Raw genomic sequence first — 18,883 nt, forward strand, 5'->3', positions numbered from 1 at the left:
TAACAAGTAGTACGAAGTGAAAATTAGTTGACTATATATATTATTGCATCTACAGTTGTACCACGAATCAGCTCGGATTGGAAAAAATTAGCTGACTCAGCAATAACTGATTTCATGCGCACGTTGCATAGTTTATCCGAGAAGCAATTAGTTCAAGTACAACAAATTCAGAAAGAATTTCAGAACGAGCATTTTCAGATGGAAGGATTGTCATTGCTTATTGTAGAAGACCTTACTGTTTAATGTCCGTCGAGGCAGTCGAATTATTAAAACAAAAGGGGTTAATGCTTTTCGGTTGGAACAAAGCGTTCAAGACTGGAATGAATTTGTAAAACAAAAACAAGAAGATTAAGAAGTGTTGCTAGAAAGGCGGAAAATCTAATGTCGACGAAAGCCAGTGATTCTGCAAGTATACGCAAGGAACCTGAATGGTTACAAAGCTACATCGATTCACCAGAAAAGCAACATCAATTATATCGGAAAACACTAATGATCGTCATCATTTCGCAAATTTTTGGTGGAGCAGGCCTTGCGGCAGGTATCACTGTTGGAGCCCTTCTCGCTCAAAATATGTTAGGCACGGATAGCTTCTCAGGTGTTCCTGCTGCACTATTTACACTTGGATCTGCAGGGGCAGCTCTATTTGTGGGACAGCTATCTCAAAGATTCGGAAGACGTTCTGGTCTCGCAACTGGCTTCTTAATAGGTGGATTGGGAGCAATCGGAGTTGTCATTTCTGCTTTAACTAATAATATTCTACTTTTAATGTTCTCATTGCTAATCTATGGAGCGGGCACTGCAACTAATTTGCAAACACGTTATGCAGGTACAGATCTGGCGGTTCCCACTCAACGGGCAACAGCAATTAGTATCGCGATGGTTTCAACTACATTTGGTGCAGTTGCCGGGCCAAACTTAGTTAATGTAATGGGGAAGTTCGCTGAATCTATTGGTGTCCCTGCTCTTGCCGGACCGTTCATTTTAGCTGCAGCAGCTTACATGATCGCTGGATTAATCCTTATCGTCTGGCTTAGACCAGATCCACTGGTTGTTGCAAAAGCCATTGCAGAGGTACAAAGTTCAAATCAAAGTTATTCTGAACATTCGATAGGAAATACAGCCTCTATCAACAAAAAAGGCGTTATTATTGGAGCCAATGTTATGGTCTTAACACAAGTTATAATGATCGCAATCATGACAATGACACCAGTACATATGGGACATCATGGACATGGACTGAAATCAGTGGGACTAGTTATCGGATTTCATATAGGTGCGATGTACCTCCCTTCTCTTTTAACAGGGATTCTCGTAGATAAAATCGGACGAAGAGCAATGGCCATAGCTTCAGCAGTCACTCTACTTCTTGCGGGTCTAACAGCAGCTATAGCCCCTGCTGATTCTTTATTTGTGCTCATCATTGCATTGTCTTTGCTCGGACTAGGATGGAATTTCGGGTTAATTAGCGGCACTGCACTAATCTTGGATTCCACTACACTATCTACTCGTGCCAAGACACAAGGTTCTGTAGATGTCTTGATCGCGTTGGCAGGAGCATCAGGTGGAGCTTTATCTGGTATGATCTTAGCAGGTTCCAGCTACACCATTTTATCACTTGGTGGTGGCATACTCGCATTATTGCTTATTCCCGTCGTTCTTTCATCCCGAAATTGAATAACAACTAAGGTTGACCTCAAGAAAGCTGTGAGATCAACCTTATTGTTTAATAGTACTGTATTTTTAAAATTACGAACATTTCAGTCCAAAAGTAGGATAACCGTCATTTGTGTAATACTAACTTCACCATGATCGCCCGTGATTTTCAGCGTATTGATAGCACCCGGCAATAAATTGACCGTAATATTCGTACGGCCACTAAATTCTTCAGCTCCACCGGTGGAGAGGGCATTAAGGAGCGAGTAATCCTTATCATTGACGTATAAATTCACTTTTGCCAGTTGTTCACTCGTAGCATAATGAAGTTCAATGGAAGCTCTACCGCCCTCTCCTCCATCTACATTATTGAAAAGAACGTAGGAACCCTCTGTTGTAAGTGGCTCACCACCTGCTGACCCGATTCTAGCGTCTGTATTTCTGCTCCTCTAAAAACTAGACAATCCCCTACTGGATACGCTTTAAGATGAGGATTTATTTCCGGTGCAGGTCCAATCGACGAGACGCCCTCTTTTGTCTGAATAACCGTCTTGATCGTACCGTCTTCGTTGAAATCAAGGTAATCGATACACACACTACGCAGATGGCCTTCTCCAGAAATGGTCTGATTATGATAGAACAAATACCATTGATCCTTAAACGCCGCCACAGATCCATGAGTTGACGAACAGCTGGTCGGCTCCAGAAAGATCCCTCTGTACGTCCATGGACCAAGCGGATTCTCACTGGTTGCATATCTCATTCGGTTATTGCTTTCTAAGTTATCCGCATAGGTAAGGTAGTACAGTCCGTTTCTTTTGAATACCCAGGCAGCTTCATGAAAATCTTCTAGGCCTTCCATTTCTGTCATCCCATTCTTCAGAGACACCATATCCTCCCATCTGGACACGGATCACTGTGTATCCTTCCTCTATGAATTTATAGACATCTTCCTTAAGCTCTGTGATATCAGCGCCACCAGCATGGCCATAACAAGGGACCGCCGAACGACATGCGCCTCCTAGAAGCTGATAGACTGGCAGGTTCGCCTCTTTGCCTTTGTGACACGGGTTAGGATTGCACGGAGGTAATCCATAAAAAAGCCGACAGATTAGCTCTGTCGACTTCCCTTTGATTTCTTCATTTTATTAAAGTTCAACGATCTTCGTAGCAACATTGTTGCAAAATTCCCGATCATGCTCCACAAAAACAAGAGTTGGCGTGTATTCAAGCAACAGCTCTTCAATTTGCATCCGTGAAATGACATCAATAAAATTAAGCGGTTCATCCCATATATACAAATGAGCTTTCTCACTAAGACTTTTGGCAATCAGCACTTTTTTCTTTTGACCGCCACTGTAAGTGGATATGTCTTTATCAAATTGGATTCTAGAGAAATCAAGCTTTCGTAGAATAGATTTAAACAGACTTTCATCGATTCCGTTATCTCTGGCATAATCCGTTAAATTCCCCTGAAGATTAGAAGTGTCTTGGGAAACGTAAGAAATGATAAGCTGGCTATCCTTTGTGAGAGTGCCTTTATAATCTATATCCTCACCACAGATCAATTTGATGATACTTGATTTTCCTGAGCCGTTTTTACCCGAAAGCGCAATCCGCTCACCCTGCTCGATAGCGAAGCTTACGTCTGAACACACCTTTTTTTCACCGTAAAAAATAGAGATATTGTCCAGATCAGCAAGTTGACGTTTATGATATTCAAGCTGTGTAATCTCTAAGTTCTCAGAATTCTCGATATTTTTTAGAAGCTTTGACTTTTCGTTGATGGCAGAATTTTGTCTTTGCTCAATGGCTTTAGAACGTTTCATCATTTTAGCAGCCTTGTGGCCAATATAGCCTTTATCAACTTTAGAGCCGGAATTTCTTGTACCGTTTTTTGTTTTTTCCACTTCGTGTGACCAGTTGCCTGTCCTTTTAGAAGATGCAGATAAGCGTTTAATATCTCTTCTGAGTTTCTCGTCCTCTGCTAGCTCAAAGTTATCTTGTCTGACTTTGTTCTCCCACCAACTTGAGAAATTACCTTTTTGAATCTCAATATTGGTCTTATTAATGGACAAAATATGGTCTACACAATTATCAAGAAAGGATCTATCGTGAGATACCAGAATATACCCGCTTTTTGTATTGAGATAATCACTGACTAGCTTTCTTGCCGTCATGTCCAGATGATTGGTGGGTTCGTCGATCAATAGAAAACTATTTTCCTTAATGAATAAGGTGGCTAACAGCACTTTCGTCTGCTCTCCGTTAGACAATGAATCAAAGGGCCGATACAGCACATCTTCTGAAACCTTTAATAATGAAAGTTCACGCATTAATTTCCAATGAATATAATCCGGAAAAATCTCGCTGATCACATCAATAGTATTAAGCTCCTTGTTACCCACTTGGAAAGGAAAATATTCAAAAGTGACATGAGCAGAAATATTACCGCTGTATTCATATTTTCCAAGCAATAAACTCAGAAAGGTGGTCTTCCCTCTTCCGTTTCTTCCAGTAAAACCTAATTTCCAATCGGTATCGATTTGAAAGTTTACATTCTCAAAGATGTTATCGTAGCTGCCTTCATAGGCAAAGGTTAGATTTGTAACATTTATTAATGACATAAAATTATCCTCCTGTATGAAAAAAATAAAAGCCACAAGAAAGTTACCTTCTTGTGACTCAAATAAATACAGCAAATCTAGCCCCAAATGGAGTTAGATAAGGATATATTGTTCGAGTGAAAAGAAGTAGTAACTTTCTTGCATACAAAAAATAAAACAAACGAAATAAACCGTTTTTGTTGTTTTATTCATCATAGGTCGCAAGAGTAATTACTACACTATACTTTTCAACTCCGATCATTAATTTAGACTTATCGTATCATGCTGATTTATTAATTTCAACCTAGGATCAAATAATAAGTACCAGCAATTTGCATTACCATTACCCCAGGCGTACTTAGATGCTTTCTCTGAAATCGAAGGACAGTCAGGGAATTCAATAATCGTTGCAGTGGACAACAAGAGGGTTATTGGTGTATCTCAGTTAGAACTATTTAGATACTCTCCACTAACTGCATAGTCGTAACACATGTGTTATCACTCTTAAAAGTGGAAAGTTCAGCTTTCGCTTTTACGCCATCCTGTTCTATCGTTACGCTATATTTCTTATCGCGAGGTAACCAAAGATCAATGAAACCGTTAGATTGGGACTTCATGGCTTGATCTACAATAACGTTGCCCTCATTATCTTCGATATATACACTAAACTCTTGTTCCGTTAATTCCCCTTGGCATCCAGTCAAGCTGTGAGTTGCACAGGGGTGTGTATTCTTAACATATGGCGCGATGGAAACAAAAAACTCATCTTTAGGTAAGTTATATTTTGTCGATTTATTGTTGTTGTCGGTCACAATGAGCTGCTCTGAAGTAATAGAAGCAGACAGGTCTTTCATACCGCTTGAACTATATTCCTGTACTAATTGCTTAATATTAGACGTTTCGCTTGCTGTAGGTGTCTCTTTATCGTTCCCCCCCACTAACAAAAATGTCCCTAATGCAACAACTACAACTGCTCCAGAAGCCATCCAGATTTTTTTTCTCATTGATATTCATCCCCTTTACTTTGTCGGTTGATCCCAAGGCTTTCATATCGTACTCTTGATTCAATTATTCTCATTACACCAACAGTTCACATATGTTTTCTATTATATCATTATTAATACATTATCATATGTTCGGACAATGGCCTTATCAAAAAAGTGAATATTCACGAAATCTTTATCATTTATGTTAACGGACCAATAAAAAAAGGCTTCCTCTGGTTACTCACCGAGAAGAAGCCTTGAATCTTGACATATTATTTAAGCTTGCAGACTATTTACAAGATCACTGATAACATCCGCTAACGGAGTGACTGGGCGATTCAGTACTTTCTCCAGATCACCACTTTCAATATCCAGCCATCCTTCACGAATACCACGTTGAATCGCTACAACGATCGGCAGAACAGCTTCTGGTACACCAACTTCAGCCATGATTTTCGCATATGCTTCGTCGTCTACTTGCAACAATTTAATTTCTTTACCGATTATGTCACTTATGATTCCAGTCAATTCTTCTTGTGTCAAAGGTTTGCCAGACAGTTCATAGACAGTATTCTCATGTCCCATCCCTATTAGAACATTAGCAGCAGCTTCTGCATAATCTCCTCGTGCTGCCCAGCCAACTTTACCACTACCTGCAGAAGTTACCCATGGAGCACCTGCTACTGCTCCTTGAATAGATCCAACCTCGTTCTCCATATACCAATTGTTGCGAAGGAAGCTATAAGGAATTCCGGTTGCTCGAATGGCCTCTTCTGTTACTCGGTGTACTTCAGCAAGAAACAGTTCACTCTTTTCTGCATGTCCTACGCTTGTATAGGCAATGAATCTTACACCTGCTTTAGCGGCTGCATCAACTGCTGCTTTATGTTGGCGAATCCGAGTCTCATTATCTCCATCAGCCGATACAATTAGCAGCCGGTCCACACCGGCAAACGCTACATCCAGTGTCTCCGGCTTATCAAAGTCACCATGACGGACTTCCACACCACGTGCTTTAAGATCATTTGCTTTATCTGGATTCCGAACACTAACTACAAGATCCCCTGCAGGTACAGTATTAAGCAGAGATTCTATTACCAATGATCCGAATTGACCTGTTGCTCCTGTTATAGCTATTTTCATTTTAATTTCCTCCTCAAATTAGGATTAAATTCATCCTCTAATAATTGTTAACCTGTAACCATTGTAGTTACAATTGAAAAGGTTGTCAACTCCTTTATATTCCTAATCTTGATTCAACGTAATAAATACAAATAACCCTCGCTGCTTCCGTTTGGAATACAGCGAGGGCTTGAGGATATCAGCTCCATATTAACTTAATAACGGTCCCTTTACCTGCGTGGCTCTCGACAGCAATCTGACCACCCATGCATTCGATCAATCCTTTGGAGATCGCCATGCCGAGACCAGAACCGTTGGAGGTAGTTGCCGTATCCGTTCCACGATAATATCGCTCAAATAGCCGGATCATTGTTTCTTCATCCATTCCATCACCGTCATCAGCAAATTGAACGATAAATCCGCTGTCCCTATCTTTTTGAATAAGCGAGACGGTTAACTTTGTATCCGATGGATTATGGAGCAACGCATTCGCCGTTAAATTGTTAACAACCCTTTCTAGCCAAGGCGTATACAGTTGAGCTCTAACTACGGTTTGTGCAGGTTGAAATATAATTCGCTGCTTCCCATAAGCAGGATTGGCGGCAGCCTGATCGAGAGCCTGTTTCAGCCAAGCGTTTAAATCAACTTCCATCGTCTCTGGTGGTTTAATTCCTGACTTTAGACGATAGGTCATCGCAAGATCACTGATCAGCATGTCCATATGGGCCGATTTATCTAGCATAGTCGTTGTAAACTTACGAACTTCCTCTTTCGTCCAATCATATTTGGGTTCTGCCAGTAAATGAGCATATCCTGTGATAGAGGATAATGGGGTTTTCAAATCATGAGTAACACCGGCGATCCATTCCTCGCGTAAGTTCTCCGTCTCCTCCCGCATAACTTGATCTCTCTTCAAGATTGCAGATAATTTCTCAATTGAAACCATCACATCAGCAAAAACACGATATCTTCTCCTCCATTTACCGGCGGCTGTTCGACTACGACGAAGTCCTTTACGATCCGTTGGCTCTGTATAAATGGTATTTCCGATGGAATCGAGCCATACGAGCATATGTAGCATAGGTGCACCAAAACGATGCGCTTGCCATAAGGAGAGCAACACAAACGCGATCAATAAAGCAATAAGCATGGCAGATGAGCCTATGATCACTACCTTAACCTCTTCGGGTACCCGCACTGTTTTTCCAGGATCGGTTCCTTTAACATTAGGTTCTCCAATGATCCAGGTATGGCCTGACTCCTTATCAAAAGAAGATAACACATGGTACCCATATCTATCACTGTACATGGTGCGAAGTGCTAGCTCTTGAACGGAATACTCAGTGGGGATCATATTAGGTCTGTTATACGAGAGCATTGCCTTGCCTGACGAATCTATAAGTTGAACAAAAGCCTGCGCCGATTTAATTTCCTTTTCAAGATCCTCAGGAAGAACCGTCTCCCCTTTCGCATCTGTGAATGAAGCTTCCTTCACTTTCTTTAATAGAGGATCTAATACATTCGGTGCACCATATACGAGTGTGAACAGTTTTCCATTCTTTTCTTGAATCCATAACGCCAGATGATATGGAAAAGGCTGAGCACCCGTCCAGTAGGAAACTAATTCGCCAGGACCATATTGATTAGGTACATCTTTAGGTGTATTATAGGCACTTTCAACTAGTCCATCTTCATTAAGACTTTGTAGCCAGCCTTTATTTTTCTTCACTTGTTCCAGTAAACTTGGGGAAAATTGAATACCGTTCTCATCAATCTTAGATGATTCCATCAATTGCTCAAGGCCAACATTGGCGAAATCACGCGTGAGACTGATATCAAGAAATCGTAGCAGTATCCATGTTAGCGTTACAGCAGAAATGGCGAGAACTATCACACCTGTAATTGCGAGCTGTAGGACAAACTTTAACGTTAGCCGGCGCTTGATATTCATGGCATAGACAACCCATGGCGATCTGCATTGACCAGCTTGTAGCCAAGACCTCTAACGTTAACGATAAATTTCGGATCGGACGGGTCTGCTTCTATACGTTCTCTTATGCGGTGAATATGCACCATGACCGTATTATCATCACTTAAAGCTTCTTCACCCCAAACCCTTTCATATAGTTCACTCTTGCTGAATATTTGATTGGGATGTTTGCACAGGAACAGCAGCAATTGGAATACGAGTGCCGGACAAGAGACGGAACGACCTTCAACCAAGAGCTCCCCTGCTGTCTCATCAAGTTTAAACCTCCCATAATCGAACACGTTCGCAGATTTATTAATTACTGTTTCTTCGTTCTTTCCTACACCTAATTGGGCGGATGAACTTAAGTATCGCCGCAACTGCGCTCTTATACGAGCGACAACTTCAAGTGGATTAAAGGGCTTGGTGATATAATCATCTCCACCGATAGCAAATCCGGTCAGCTTATCAAAATCAGAGGTTCGAGCCGTAAGAAACAGGATAGGTGCGTCCGTCGTCTGCCGGATAAAAGGACAAATTTCAATTCCACTGCGCCCTGGCAACATTACATCCAATACAATCAAATCATATTTATTGGCTTCGCAGGCGCTTATCGCTTCTTCACCCGTCACCGCAGTATCAATATTTAAATAACCTTCCTTGCGTAGTACAGTCTCCATAATATCCAAAAGCGATTGTTCATCATCTACAAGTAAAATCGATGCTTCATCCATTATGAAATTCCCTTTCCAAATAGCCCTTGTTTTTATCATCATAGCATGATTCTTGACGCTATCAATCGCAGTTACCTTAACAGAAGCTTAATTCGTATTCATCTTCTACTCAAAAAGTTAAGATCGTATTAATACTGTGTTTCAGAAGAGCTAAGACTTGTTTGCTATAATTTGACTATTGGGAGGCGATATTCTTGAAAAAAAGCTCTACAAAAATTATCAACAAATCGGAGATGTCAGCAAAAACAGTTTTGGCAATAGGATCACTTACCTTGCTATTAACTGCTTGTGGAGGAGGAAAAGCGGATATGAAAAATAATGAGAAAGTGGAACAAACTTCCAGTTCAGCCGTAGAATCAAACGAAACAATGTTCTTGCCTGATGATCTGCCAAATTTCCTGCTTAAAGGGAACTATAAAGAAATGTACGCCCACTTTAGTCAGCCTTTGAAAGATGAGGTTAGTGAAACTGAATTAGCTGAGACCGCTAAGGAATTCACTAAGGATATCCGGACACTGAACAAAGCTTCTGATATGCAGCTTAATGGATTTGATCGACGTACTTGGGTGAGTGATGCAGGTAATAAAGGGCTTATCGGAATGTTTGATCCGGATGGAACCATTTCATTAATCCAGATTCAAGAACTGACATCTTCCCCTGAAACTGACACGAAACTTAGCAAGCATGAATACGCATTGCCTTTCGAAGGTGACTGGTTTGTATTTTGGGGCGGAGAGAATGTTCTCGTAAATTATCATTATGAAGTAGAGATCCAGCGTTACGCTTATGATTTCATCCAAGCCAAGGAGAACTATTCTTATAAAGGCGATCAGCTGAAAAACAAAAGCTATTATGCCTTTGGGAAAAATATTCTCGCACCTGCAGATGGTACAATCGTATCGGTTGTGAACGATATTAAAGATAATGAACCTGTCGGTGTTATGAATCCAAACCAGGCAACCGGTAATAACGTTGTTATTGATCACGGTGGTGAATATAGCCATCTAGCACATCTCAAAAAAGGTTCCATTACCGTTAAGCCCGGTGATAAAGTCAAAAAGGGCGATATCATTGGACTGACAGGTAATTCAGGCAACACTAGTGAGCCCCATTTACATTTCCAGATCTCTGATGGAGTGGATTTGTTCAACTCTCGTTCGATCCCTGTTAGGTGGGAGAATGGATTGAAGCCGATCCAAGGCGAGACGATTACCGCTACTGAATAGCGATTAACGCACCCTATAAGCATGAGATTTCTTGTTACGAGGAGAAACTGATGAGCTGATAAAAATAAAAACCGCAAACCATGCGGCTTCTATCTGTGTAAGCTATACTCAAGTTATCCTTTTGCAGGATCATTCTTAACAGATGCGGTTTCGTTCACTTGGAGTTTCTTTAGCGAGTTTTTCTTTGCGGTTAACTCTTTTGAAAGATCAGCCTGCATACGATTTAAGGTCTTTATTTCATCGTTTAGCTTTTTGATTCGCGACATCTTACTACTCAAATCCGTGTGAGACTTGCTAAATTTCATATCCTGTTCTAATTGATTAATTTTGAATTTAGATTTTTCTTTTTTGTTCTGCGTGCTCTTGATTTTGTTTTCGAGCTCCGTAATTTCTTGTTGTAATTTTGTGATCATTGGTTTAGTAAAATTAATGGCCATTCTTACACCTCATATCATATTGTATTGCTGAGAGATTATTCTACTATAAAAAGAGCAAAAAAGCACACTCATTAGAGTGTGCTTCAAAGGTTCACACATTTTAAAAATAATCAGAGAAATAAGGATGCTCTGGTCTTATCAGTCCTTCAAGCAAATGAATTGTGGCTTCATCCGTCTGAATACGGCCAATTCGAGCCAAGTAAGTTGGCCGCTTATAGCCCATTAACATGGTTGTTAGGGTAGGAATATCAATCGTAAGTGTAGGATTTACGCCCCCTTCTTGTAGGGTCCCCTTTCCTTCTTTATCTACGGTTAACGTAAATGTCCCACGGTTCCATTCCAGCATTGGATCGCTCAAGTTAAAAATAAGCTCACAGTCCTTATCCTGTCGCTTAAAAGGATACTGTTCGATAAATAAACGGACATCTACAATCCTTGCCATAAAATATGGAGCGATCGTTTCCTTGATATCCCCATCATCTAATATGAACGACAATGGTTCCCCTTTATAAATATCCCCTTTAACCAGCTTAATCATTGAAAAGTGCGCACTAATAAAATTCCATAAACCCGTTCGAGCCTCTTCAACAATGTAAACCATCTCTTTGATATAAAATATTTCTTCGGCGACCCAATATAACAAGTACCCCATGGGTTCATCGTTGTTATTGTAGTAAATACCGACCGTCATATCATCCAAATCCCACCGCAAATATTCTTCCCAAGCTAGCTCATTACGAATCATCGCCCCGTGATGCTGTACGGCAAACTGATCATAAATCACCTTGATGTCTGGATGTTCAATGGATACGCGTTCTACATTTCCCGGTACATTTCTCATTTTTGGCAACTGGGTATCCGGTACTTCAAATGATATTTTATCGGTGATGATTTCCCAGCCTTTTCTTCTATAATAAGGGATTGAATACGGATAAAGATAAGATATCGATTGTTTACGATCCCGCATTTTAGTTAAAGCATGAAGCATCAGCTTATTCATTAGGCCCAAATTGGCATATTCGGGATAGGTTCCAACACCCGTTAGTCCACCCATCTCATAGATATGTCCAAAAATATTAACCTGAAATGGGTATACAGCTAACTGAGAGATGAGCTTGTCTCCATCAAACCAACCTACAACATCAGCGTACTTCAGGACTGGCAACTTAGCCTGAGTGATTTCACGATTTTCCCAGCCAAAGATTTGCAGATCACGATTGGTCACTTGAAATACATAACGTAGTAGATTATTAAATTGCTCTGCGTGCTTGGTTTCGACATTGGCTAATCTGATTCGATCCTGTAACTTACTGCGACTCACTGATATTACCTCCGATAAATTGTCCACTTTTTCAGCTTAGAATACTAGCTTGTTCACATTGACTCAACGCATAGTATTCTTTATATACGTTGAATCAATGCATAAGGTGTCCATTATCTTGAGATTTCTTAATCCTTCCCTAGTGAATTCCTTTGCAATCTAGGGATCAACGCATAAGCAAATGTAATAAATGGACTTAACCATAAGAAGGTTGCATAAGGTGCATATTCTATAACGGGTACACCAAGAGTCACCGCGAAGAAGGCCCCACTGACGCCCCATGGAATCAATGGATTAACTAGCGTTCCGCAATCTTCTAGTGTACGGGATAGTGTCTTCGCTGGAATGCCTCGGCGATTATACTCATCTTTGAACATTTGACCTGGTAAAAGAATCGAAAGATACTGTTCACCAGTCATGCCATTTACCGCAATGGATGACGCTCCGCTCATAAGAACAATGCTGCTTTTACACTTGAGTGGTTGAATGAGTTTACGGAAAAAGGCCTCAATGACACCACAATGCTGAATCAAACCACCTAAGGATAATGCTATTAAGATTAGAGATACAGACCACATCATCGATTGCATTCCTCCGCGATTGACGATAGAAGCAACCATTTCATTCGCGATATTACTGTTATATCCGCTCTGCATTACACTAAACCAGACATCGATTTCAGACTGCTGCTGAATCAAAGCCGTCACCAGTAGACCACTGACAATACCAACAACTAACGTAGGCAGGATCGGAATCCGTTTAATCGAACAAGCAATAACAGCTAGCGGAGATAACAGCGTTAACCAATGAATATGGAATCCATCTTGCAACGCAAGCTTGATGTCCTTAATCGAAGATAAGTCGATCGAATTCCCTTTTGGTGCGAACAGAAAAAAGAGAGTGGTGATAAGAAGCGCCGGCACCGTAGTGTATGCCATGTTACGAATATGTGTAAACAAGGATATCCCAGCCACTGCAGGTGCAAAATTCGTTGTATCGGAAAGTGGCGACATTTTATCACCAAAACATGCCCCACTGATAATCGCTCCAGCAGCCAGGGTTGTGGAAATACCCGTAGTTACTGCAATTCCCATTAAAGCAACGCCGATCGTGCTTACTGTCGTGAATGAGCTTCCAGTAAACATCGAGACGATGATCGTGACATATAATGCACTCACTGCAAAATAATTCGGATTAATATAATCCATTCCATAGTATAAAAGTGACGGTACCGTACCGCTCATCATCCACACAGCGATCAGAATTCCGATCAGCATGAGGATAAGAATCGGCATGATGGCCGTTTGTATGCCTTGAATAATGGCTGATTCGATCTTCTTCCAAGAGAAACCAAACATCCCTAGTAAGACGGCCGTGCCTATTGTAGTTACGAGAAGCGGTAGATGCGGCTCCGCTTTCAATAGAAAGATGGAGACAAATAGGAGTGCTAGAATAAAAATGATGATGATCATGCTTTTTGAGAAACTAAGCTGTCGTTCCATAACGATAATGCTCCTTAACATTGTATTGGGTATAAAAATAATGATCGAACGCTTCCACACTTTTAAGCTTTTTGGCTTTTTGGCATTGAAGCGCAGAGGTAATCTTAACGAAAAGAATGAGAACAGTCAATGTAAAGAACATACATTGAAGGATTTTCCATAAAAAGTTCATAAATATATAAAAAAGTGCTGGCAATTATGCCAACACTTTTGACTTGATTCTTTACCCTATTTTAATTGCCTGTGCTTCCACTACCATTAGGTTTTCTCGATTCAGATGCTTTGTAAGTTATCGGGTAGGATTGACTCCCTAGCAACACCCTATGACCTTGGAATTCATCATATAAATTTATACGGAAGCTTCCTCCCCTTAATTTATTGTAAAGGTTACTATTAAATGAAGTTGTGTATGACTTATTTTTACCCATTGGCAAATCAGTCCCCATTACCAAAGTCTTCTCCATAGATTGTCCGTAAGGGTCAATAAGCTCTAAGACTAACTTATGCTCATAGGCACCTGCTTCAAAATCTTCTTGTTCGGATAAGCTATAATTTACAGCTATATCTAATGTGTCCCTCTCTTCAGTAATGTAACCCACTGCATTTGCAACCGAAAGGTTGTAAGGGAATAGATCAACACTTATTAGATTATTCTGTGAGATTACTGCTTTAGGGGTAAGTGCTAATTTAACACTATTGATAAATCCAGTTGATGTCCCCTCTAGATCTGTAAGCTTACCGTCAGCAACCCCTTCTCCAATATATAGCACAAGCTGAGAGGTATCCACACCTTGGGGAAGCTTACTCCAGATGGTAACCAATTTTTTACCATTTGGGCTTGTTGGCGTTGTCGATTGGCTAACCATCGCGTTGAAAAATTGGTTATCAGGTGTTTTGTAATAAGCTACCAGCTGTGCCTGTTTCGACTGGCGTGGTTCTTCGCTAATCATTTCCAGTTCCGTATAGATCAAATTAGATTTGTTAGAATTATATGCGGTTGTCCGACGCTCACGGACTTCTGCTTTTTTGCCTAACGAATTCATATGATGAGATTCACCTGCAGCAATCGTATGGATCACATTATTTAGCGAGTTTGAATACATGGAGAGAAACTTCGTGACTTCATCTCCAGAGGTATCTTGTAGCACAATTTTCAGCTGATTGAAGCTATAAGAATATGGCACTTTCGCTATCACAAATATCTCTTTTGTTTCATTAGGAGCTAGTGACGTTTGCGAATTTGTGGTCACGATCTGGGCTGTACTGCTCAGATCACTCATTCCTGCTTTGACTATAGCTTTTAAAGAAGGTAGCTGTACTGAGGTTAAGCCTGTGTTGCGGATGCTGATATTAGTTACGATTTGATCACCATCATCCCAAGGTAACCGCTGATAGGATCCAAGCTTCACCATGAACTTCCCGTACCTGTTCTCGACCATATACTCTTGTCCCATCAGATTATTATGTTCTAGAGCATACGGAATGTTATACAACGCAGTTGGAAAAACAACCTTGTCATCAACAGCGGGTTCCGTCCACTCCAGCTTTAACGTACCTTGATTAAGTGTTAATGGCACATCCGCACTGAGACTGACGATCTTTTCTTCAAGTGGTTTCAATATTACATTCGTAAGTGCTTTTGAATCTACCGGAATACTTAATCCTTCAGCAGCTTTAACCGTAAGCTCATATGCAGGTAGCGTGACAGGTTTATTCCCAAGATTCTTTAGGCGGAATTGAAGATTCCATTTCGCAAAGTCATTTTCCGAATATACGGAAGCACTCTTCAATTGCGTTTCAACCGTGTTATTCTTGATAGAAATCTTTTTCACAGCATAATTAGCCACAGCGAAGTCAGAAGTTGTTACTGAAGGAAGCTTAAAAGATTTAACAGGTAGCATTATTTTCAAAGCTTCATCTTCTTGTGCAAATTGCAAGATCATTTGTTCAGTCTTCATATAGGAAGGAACTTCAGTTAAATAATAAATCGTCTTCTTTTCTTGGGACTGTACATTGAAACTGCTGCTAGCATCCTCCTGCTTAAGTTCGAACACCGAACCACCAGCTGATCTCAGGTACGCAATATAAGTAGAATTGCTTAGCACTTTTTTACCCAAATTCGTGTAACTAACGCCAACTCTCATATAGACTTTTCCATTCCTTTTAAGCCTTTGCATACTTTCCGCTTTGATATCAACTTGCAGATTATCCAGCGTGAGCTTCTTGCTCTGGCCTTGAGGAACGACAACTGAATAACTTGCCGGAATGGAGAATACCCCCAGCTTTTTCTGATAATCCTGGCTACTGAAATCCCACATAAATAGGGTCACTTTGGTGCCGTTTAATTTTGTAGACTCTCCAATATTCACGTAGTAAGTTACAATTTGACTACTCTGTGGAGGAATATTTTTTTTAGTAACATCTCTCGTGACAGGTTTACCTTGTATGACTGTCCCCCCAGTTGTAGTAACCCTTGAGAAATAATCTACGTGAGCTACACTATTGGTACTACTATTGCTGTAACTAAGTGTGTATATAAGTATATTACCGCTCGGTTGCTCTAAAATATCCATATCTATTAGCTTCACGTTGACATTGTTCTTTAAAGCGATCGACCCAAGTTTATCAAGAGTGAATACCGCTGCAGTTGAAGCAATTGCCGATACTGCGTATATGCTGTTTGCAAGAGATTGGCTTAACATCAGTGCACTGAGCAGAACTACAGCATATGTTTTTAGTGATTTGTGCATGAGTCTCCCTCCATATACAAAATCCTGTTCAATACATCTATTCGTTTAGAACGGTTGCTACTCGATTCTGGATCAGCTTTGCAACATCTTCCGCAGATTTTTGTCCACTGAAGAATGATGAGGACTCCTCTCCAATAATAGAAAGCACTTTAGTATCCAGTTCCGCATATTGATCTACCGTATGAATGATTTCTTTAAACTTAGTAAATTCTTCATCAGAAACCTTAGCCGCTTTTCCGGTTGGAAGCTTATATGCTCCACTTTTCACCTTTTCCTGAACATCGTTTAAATTCTTATCGTTCACTGATTGGAGCAGAGAGAATCCTTCTTTATCTTGCAAGGACTGTGCTTCTTCAGATAACAAGAAGGTCATAAACTTATAAGCTTCTTCTTTCACCGGAGTATTGGCTTGTATGGCGAGCGATGATGAAGGAATGATTCTCATACCACCAGTCTGACCTGCATGTGGCTTTTGAAGGTACACCGGATTTTCAAAGTAAGAATATGGACCATCGATAAAGTCTGTTGGTGACCATATAACGATGGAGTTAAAAAGCTGATTACCTATCTCCGCTGGCTCCGAAGTCATAACTTGTTCTTTATACATTTTCTTGACTTGTTCCAACAGCTCCACAAAATCAGGCGAGTCGAACTTCGCTTGTTTCGCTTCACTATCAACAAACAAATTATAATTATCAATAGCCATTTCTTGGAGTGTCATTTCCGGCGGGTACTCCGTTAGGGCATAAAGTTTGTTTTTACCGTCCTTCCCAGCCTGTTGTATAATTTCCTTCGATAGCTCTCCAAACTCTTTCCAATTCCACTTCTTATCGTCAATCTTCACATTTGAGTTCTTAATCATATTTCCATCACCTATGAACGCTCTAAAAGCGAACCCGGTAGGAATGAAGTATAGACCGTCGTTCACCTTCATTGCGTCCAAAACATTCATTTCTAAATCGCTCTTATTTACCGTTTTATCTTGTTCAAATATATCATTCATGTTCACAAGCATCTTTTTACTCACATAATCATTGATTGAAAAGGCGCTTACATCAAAAATATCTGCACCTTTTCCAGAAAGTAGGGCTGTATTCGTTGCTTTTTTATATTCTACATAACCATTCTCCCCCCACTCATTTCCCACTTCTTTATATGCCTTAATTTGCAGGTCGATATCCGGGTATTTCGCTTCAAACTTTTTCTCTAGCGCCTGATAGAATGCACTCGATTCTGCCAGAGATAGAGTCAAGATTGTCTTCCCCTCTTCAGTTGTCGTTTTCCCCTTACTTTCCACTTTCTCATTACCTCCGGAATTACATGCCGTTGTCATTATTAAAGCACCCATTAATAGTACAAAAATAGACCTTTTAAACATTTGGTTTCCTCCTACTATTTTCTCGTTTATATGAATTCTTATTGCAGTCGAACTCGGTTCCCGTCTTCAAGAGGTTCACTACTTTCCAGAATAATTGAATCCTCCTCATAGAGAATATCCGATTGAATCATTGTTTCTTTCTCGTTTTTTTCACTGGAGTGAATACGAACTTTTTGAGCGACAAAGACATTGCCTAATGCCCCCCGCTGCTCGTCAACTTTATAGACAAACAAACCTTCGCGATCCTCATGAATAGCTTCATTCGATAGAAGTAAACCCTCTTGGATGGATTGTTTCTCGAATTTGATCCGCGCCTGTTCACCCCCTTTAAGTTCTGGATCAACGATTTTGATTCTCAGGGCCTTTTGAGCAATGGTTTGTGCTTTCCCCGACTCATTACTAGAAGAGCTATCAGTACGTGACTCTGAATTCGCAACTTCTTCGATGGAGCCGCTTAGGGTACGGGCTTCTTGTCCATGATTCATATCAACCTCGACCTCTATCTTTTCTCCAGCAGAAATTCCCAAACTAGACAAATGCGCGGAATCCACAATAATATCCAATCTGTAACCCCGACTACTGTTGGATACAATTACATCCGGTTCTCCCATTGAAGTTAACCCTTCGACGGCATTTAGTTTTGAAATCAGACCATCGAACGGAGAGAGTAGTTGTTTTTCGCTTGTTAGACGATTTTTCAGCCCGCTAATCTTATTTTCCTGGGCTAAGATATCTAACTTACCTTTTTCGATATCACGTCTTGCATTTCTGATTTTGAATTCATCCTCTTCCAGCGCGGATTGGATGTACTGATCTTGCCTATTCTGTTGATCAATTTTCTGTTTTTCTAAATTTGTTATTTCATCTTTCAATTCTTGCTCAGCAGTTTTGCTCTCATAGATAATAAGCTTTTGTCCCTTTTTTATACGTTGTCCTTCTTTCACAAGAATTTGTTCGACCTTTAGTCCGGAAGTATTCGAAAGTTTAACTTCAGCTAGTGGTTGCAATATCCCACCACCTTCAATCGTAAATAAAAGATTACCCTTTGTTGGTTTTTCGGTTCTCACTTTCGGCAACGTCAAAGACTGTATCGTGTTACTGAATAATGTAAAAAACAATAACAACCCCATAAAAACCATGAAGACGACTTGAATATTTCGTTTGCGTCTACGATCAGTCAGCTTTATACCTAACTCCAT

General features: G+C 40.4%; 17 protein-coding genes. 3 read left to right on the top strand and 14 right to left on the bottom strand.

The genetic code is table 11. The features are described 5' to 3' along the window. The first annotated feature begins 27 nt into the window (after positions 1–27). Together UQ64_RS12160 and UQ64_RS12165 are read left to right on the top strand one after the other, a co-directional pair. Complete coding sequence (locus UQ64_RS12160) at positions 28–243, top strand: hypothetical protein (RefSeq protein WP_060623709.1); 216 nt, start codon at positions 28–30, stop codon at positions 241–243. A 138-nt stretch (positions 244–381) separates the two neighbouring features. After that, positions 382–1,674 carry an MFS transporter gene (locus UQ64_RS12165; protein WP_060623710.1) on the top strand — a complete coding sequence of 431 codons (1,293 nt, stop codon included), beginning with the start codon at positions 382–384 and terminating at the stop codon, positions 1,672–1,674. An 83-nt stretch (positions 1,675–1,757) separates the two neighbouring features. Here the strand turns inward: UQ64_RS12165 and UQ64_RS31265 are convergent, their stop codons facing one another. The 7 genes from UQ64_RS31265 to UQ64_RS12200 form a co-directional block, all read right to left on the bottom strand. After that, positions 1,758–1,949, bottom strand: coding sequence for a hypothetical protein (locus UQ64_RS31265; protein ID WP_060623711.1), 192 nt, complete (start codon positions 1,947–1,949; stop codon positions 1,758–1,760). A 65-nt stretch (positions 1,950–2,014) separates the two neighbouring features. After that, positions 2,015–2,563 carry a family 43 glycosylhydrolase gene (locus UQ64_RS12175; protein WP_209445771.1) on the bottom strand — a complete coding sequence of 183 codons (549 nt, stop codon included), beginning with the start codon at positions 2,561–2,563 and terminating at the stop codon, positions 2,015–2,017. Positions 2,564–2,801: 238 nt separating this feature from the next. Further along, positions 2,802–4,280 carry an Lsa family ABC-F type ribosomal protection protein gene (locus UQ64_RS12180; protein WP_060623713.1) on the bottom strand — a complete coding sequence of 493 codons (1,479 nt, stop codon included), beginning with the start codon at positions 4,278–4,280 and terminating at the stop codon, positions 2,802–2,804. Positions 4,281–4,714: 434 nt separating this feature from the next. Continuing rightward, a complete protein-coding gene (locus UQ64_RS12185; RefSeq protein ID WP_060623714.1) occupies positions 4,715–5,263 on the bottom strand; it encodes a CueP family metal-binding protein in 549 nt (182 codons plus the stop codon). Between the two features lie 258 nt (positions 5,264–5,521). After that, positions 5,522–6,388 (bottom strand): SDR family oxidoreductase, encoded by an 867-nt coding sequence (locus UQ64_RS12190; RefSeq protein ID WP_060623715.1) that lies wholly within the window; start codon positions 6,386–6,388, stop codon positions 5,522–5,524. 178 nt (positions 6,389–6,566) lie between these two features. Then, positions 6,567–8,318, bottom strand: coding sequence for a sensor histidine kinase (locus tag UQ64_RS12195; protein ID WP_060623716.1), 1,752 nt, complete (start codon positions 8,316–8,318; stop codon positions 6,567–6,569). Further along, a complete protein-coding gene (locus UQ64_RS12200) occupies positions 8,315–9,070 on the bottom strand; it encodes a response regulator transcription factor (protein ID WP_060623717.1) in 756 nt (251 codons plus the stop codon). The genes UQ64_RS12195 and UQ64_RS12200 overlap by 4 nt, the downstream gene beginning before the upstream one ends. Before the next feature lie 308 nt (positions 9,071–9,378). Here UQ64_RS12200 and UQ64_RS12205 point away from each other — a divergent pair, with 308 nt between their 5' ends. Next, entirely contained in the window at positions 9,379–10,296 is a 918-nt protein-coding gene (locus UQ64_RS12205; RefSeq protein ID WP_156417525.1) for a M23 family metallopeptidase, read from the top strand. 113 nt (positions 10,297–10,409) lie between these two features. Here the strand turns inward: UQ64_RS12205 and UQ64_RS12210 are convergent, their stop codons facing one another. The 7 genes from UQ64_RS12210 to UQ64_RS12235 form a co-directional block, all read right to left on the bottom strand. Then, positions 10,410–10,733 carry a coiled-coil domain-containing protein gene (locus UQ64_RS12210; RefSeq protein ID WP_060623718.1) on the bottom strand — a complete coding sequence of 108 codons (324 nt, stop codon included), beginning with the start codon at positions 10,731–10,733 and terminating at the stop codon, positions 10,410–10,412. A gap of 100 nt (positions 10,734–10,833) precedes the next feature. Next, positions 10,834–12,054 (bottom strand): GNAT family N-acetyltransferase, encoded by a 1,221-nt coding sequence (locus UQ64_RS12215; RefSeq protein ID WP_060623719.1) that lies wholly within the window; start codon positions 12,052–12,054, stop codon positions 10,834–10,836. A gap of 128 nt (positions 12,055–12,182) precedes the next feature. After that, complete coding sequence (nhaC, locus tag UQ64_RS12220) at positions 12,183–13,556, bottom strand: Na+/H+ antiporter NhaC (RefSeq protein ID WP_060623720.1); 1,374 nt, start codon at positions 13,554–13,556, stop codon at positions 12,183–12,185. Next, complete coding sequence (locus UQ64_RS31655; RefSeq protein WP_209445772.1) at positions 13,540–13,728, bottom strand: hypothetical protein; 189 nt, start codon at positions 13,726–13,728, stop codon at positions 13,540–13,542. Before UQ64_RS31655 ends, nhaC begins: the two co-directional genes overlap by 17 nt. A gap of 61 nt (positions 13,729–13,789) precedes the next feature. Then, positions 13,790–16,306: a hypothetical protein gene (locus UQ64_RS12225; protein WP_060623721.1), complete on the bottom strand. Its 2,517-nt coding sequence runs from the start codon at positions 16,304–16,306 to the stop codon at positions 13,790–13,792. Between the two features lie 37 nt (positions 16,307–16,343). After that, a complete protein-coding gene (locus UQ64_RS12230) occupies positions 16,344–17,684 on the bottom strand; it encodes an ABC transporter substrate-binding protein (RefSeq protein WP_060623722.1) in 1,341 nt (446 codons plus the stop codon). 38 nt (positions 17,685–17,722) lie between these two features. Then, positions 17,723–18,883, bottom strand: coding sequence for an efflux RND transporter periplasmic adaptor subunit (locus UQ64_RS12235; RefSeq protein ID WP_060623723.1), 1,161 nt, complete (start codon positions 18,881–18,883; stop codon positions 17,723–17,725).

Origin of the sequence: Paenibacillus etheri (genome assembly GCF_001012825.1) — a bacterium.
GTDB classification, from domain to species: Bacteria; Bacillota; Bacilli; order Paenibacillales; family Paenibacillaceae; genus Paenibacillus_AQ; species Paenibacillus_AQ etheri.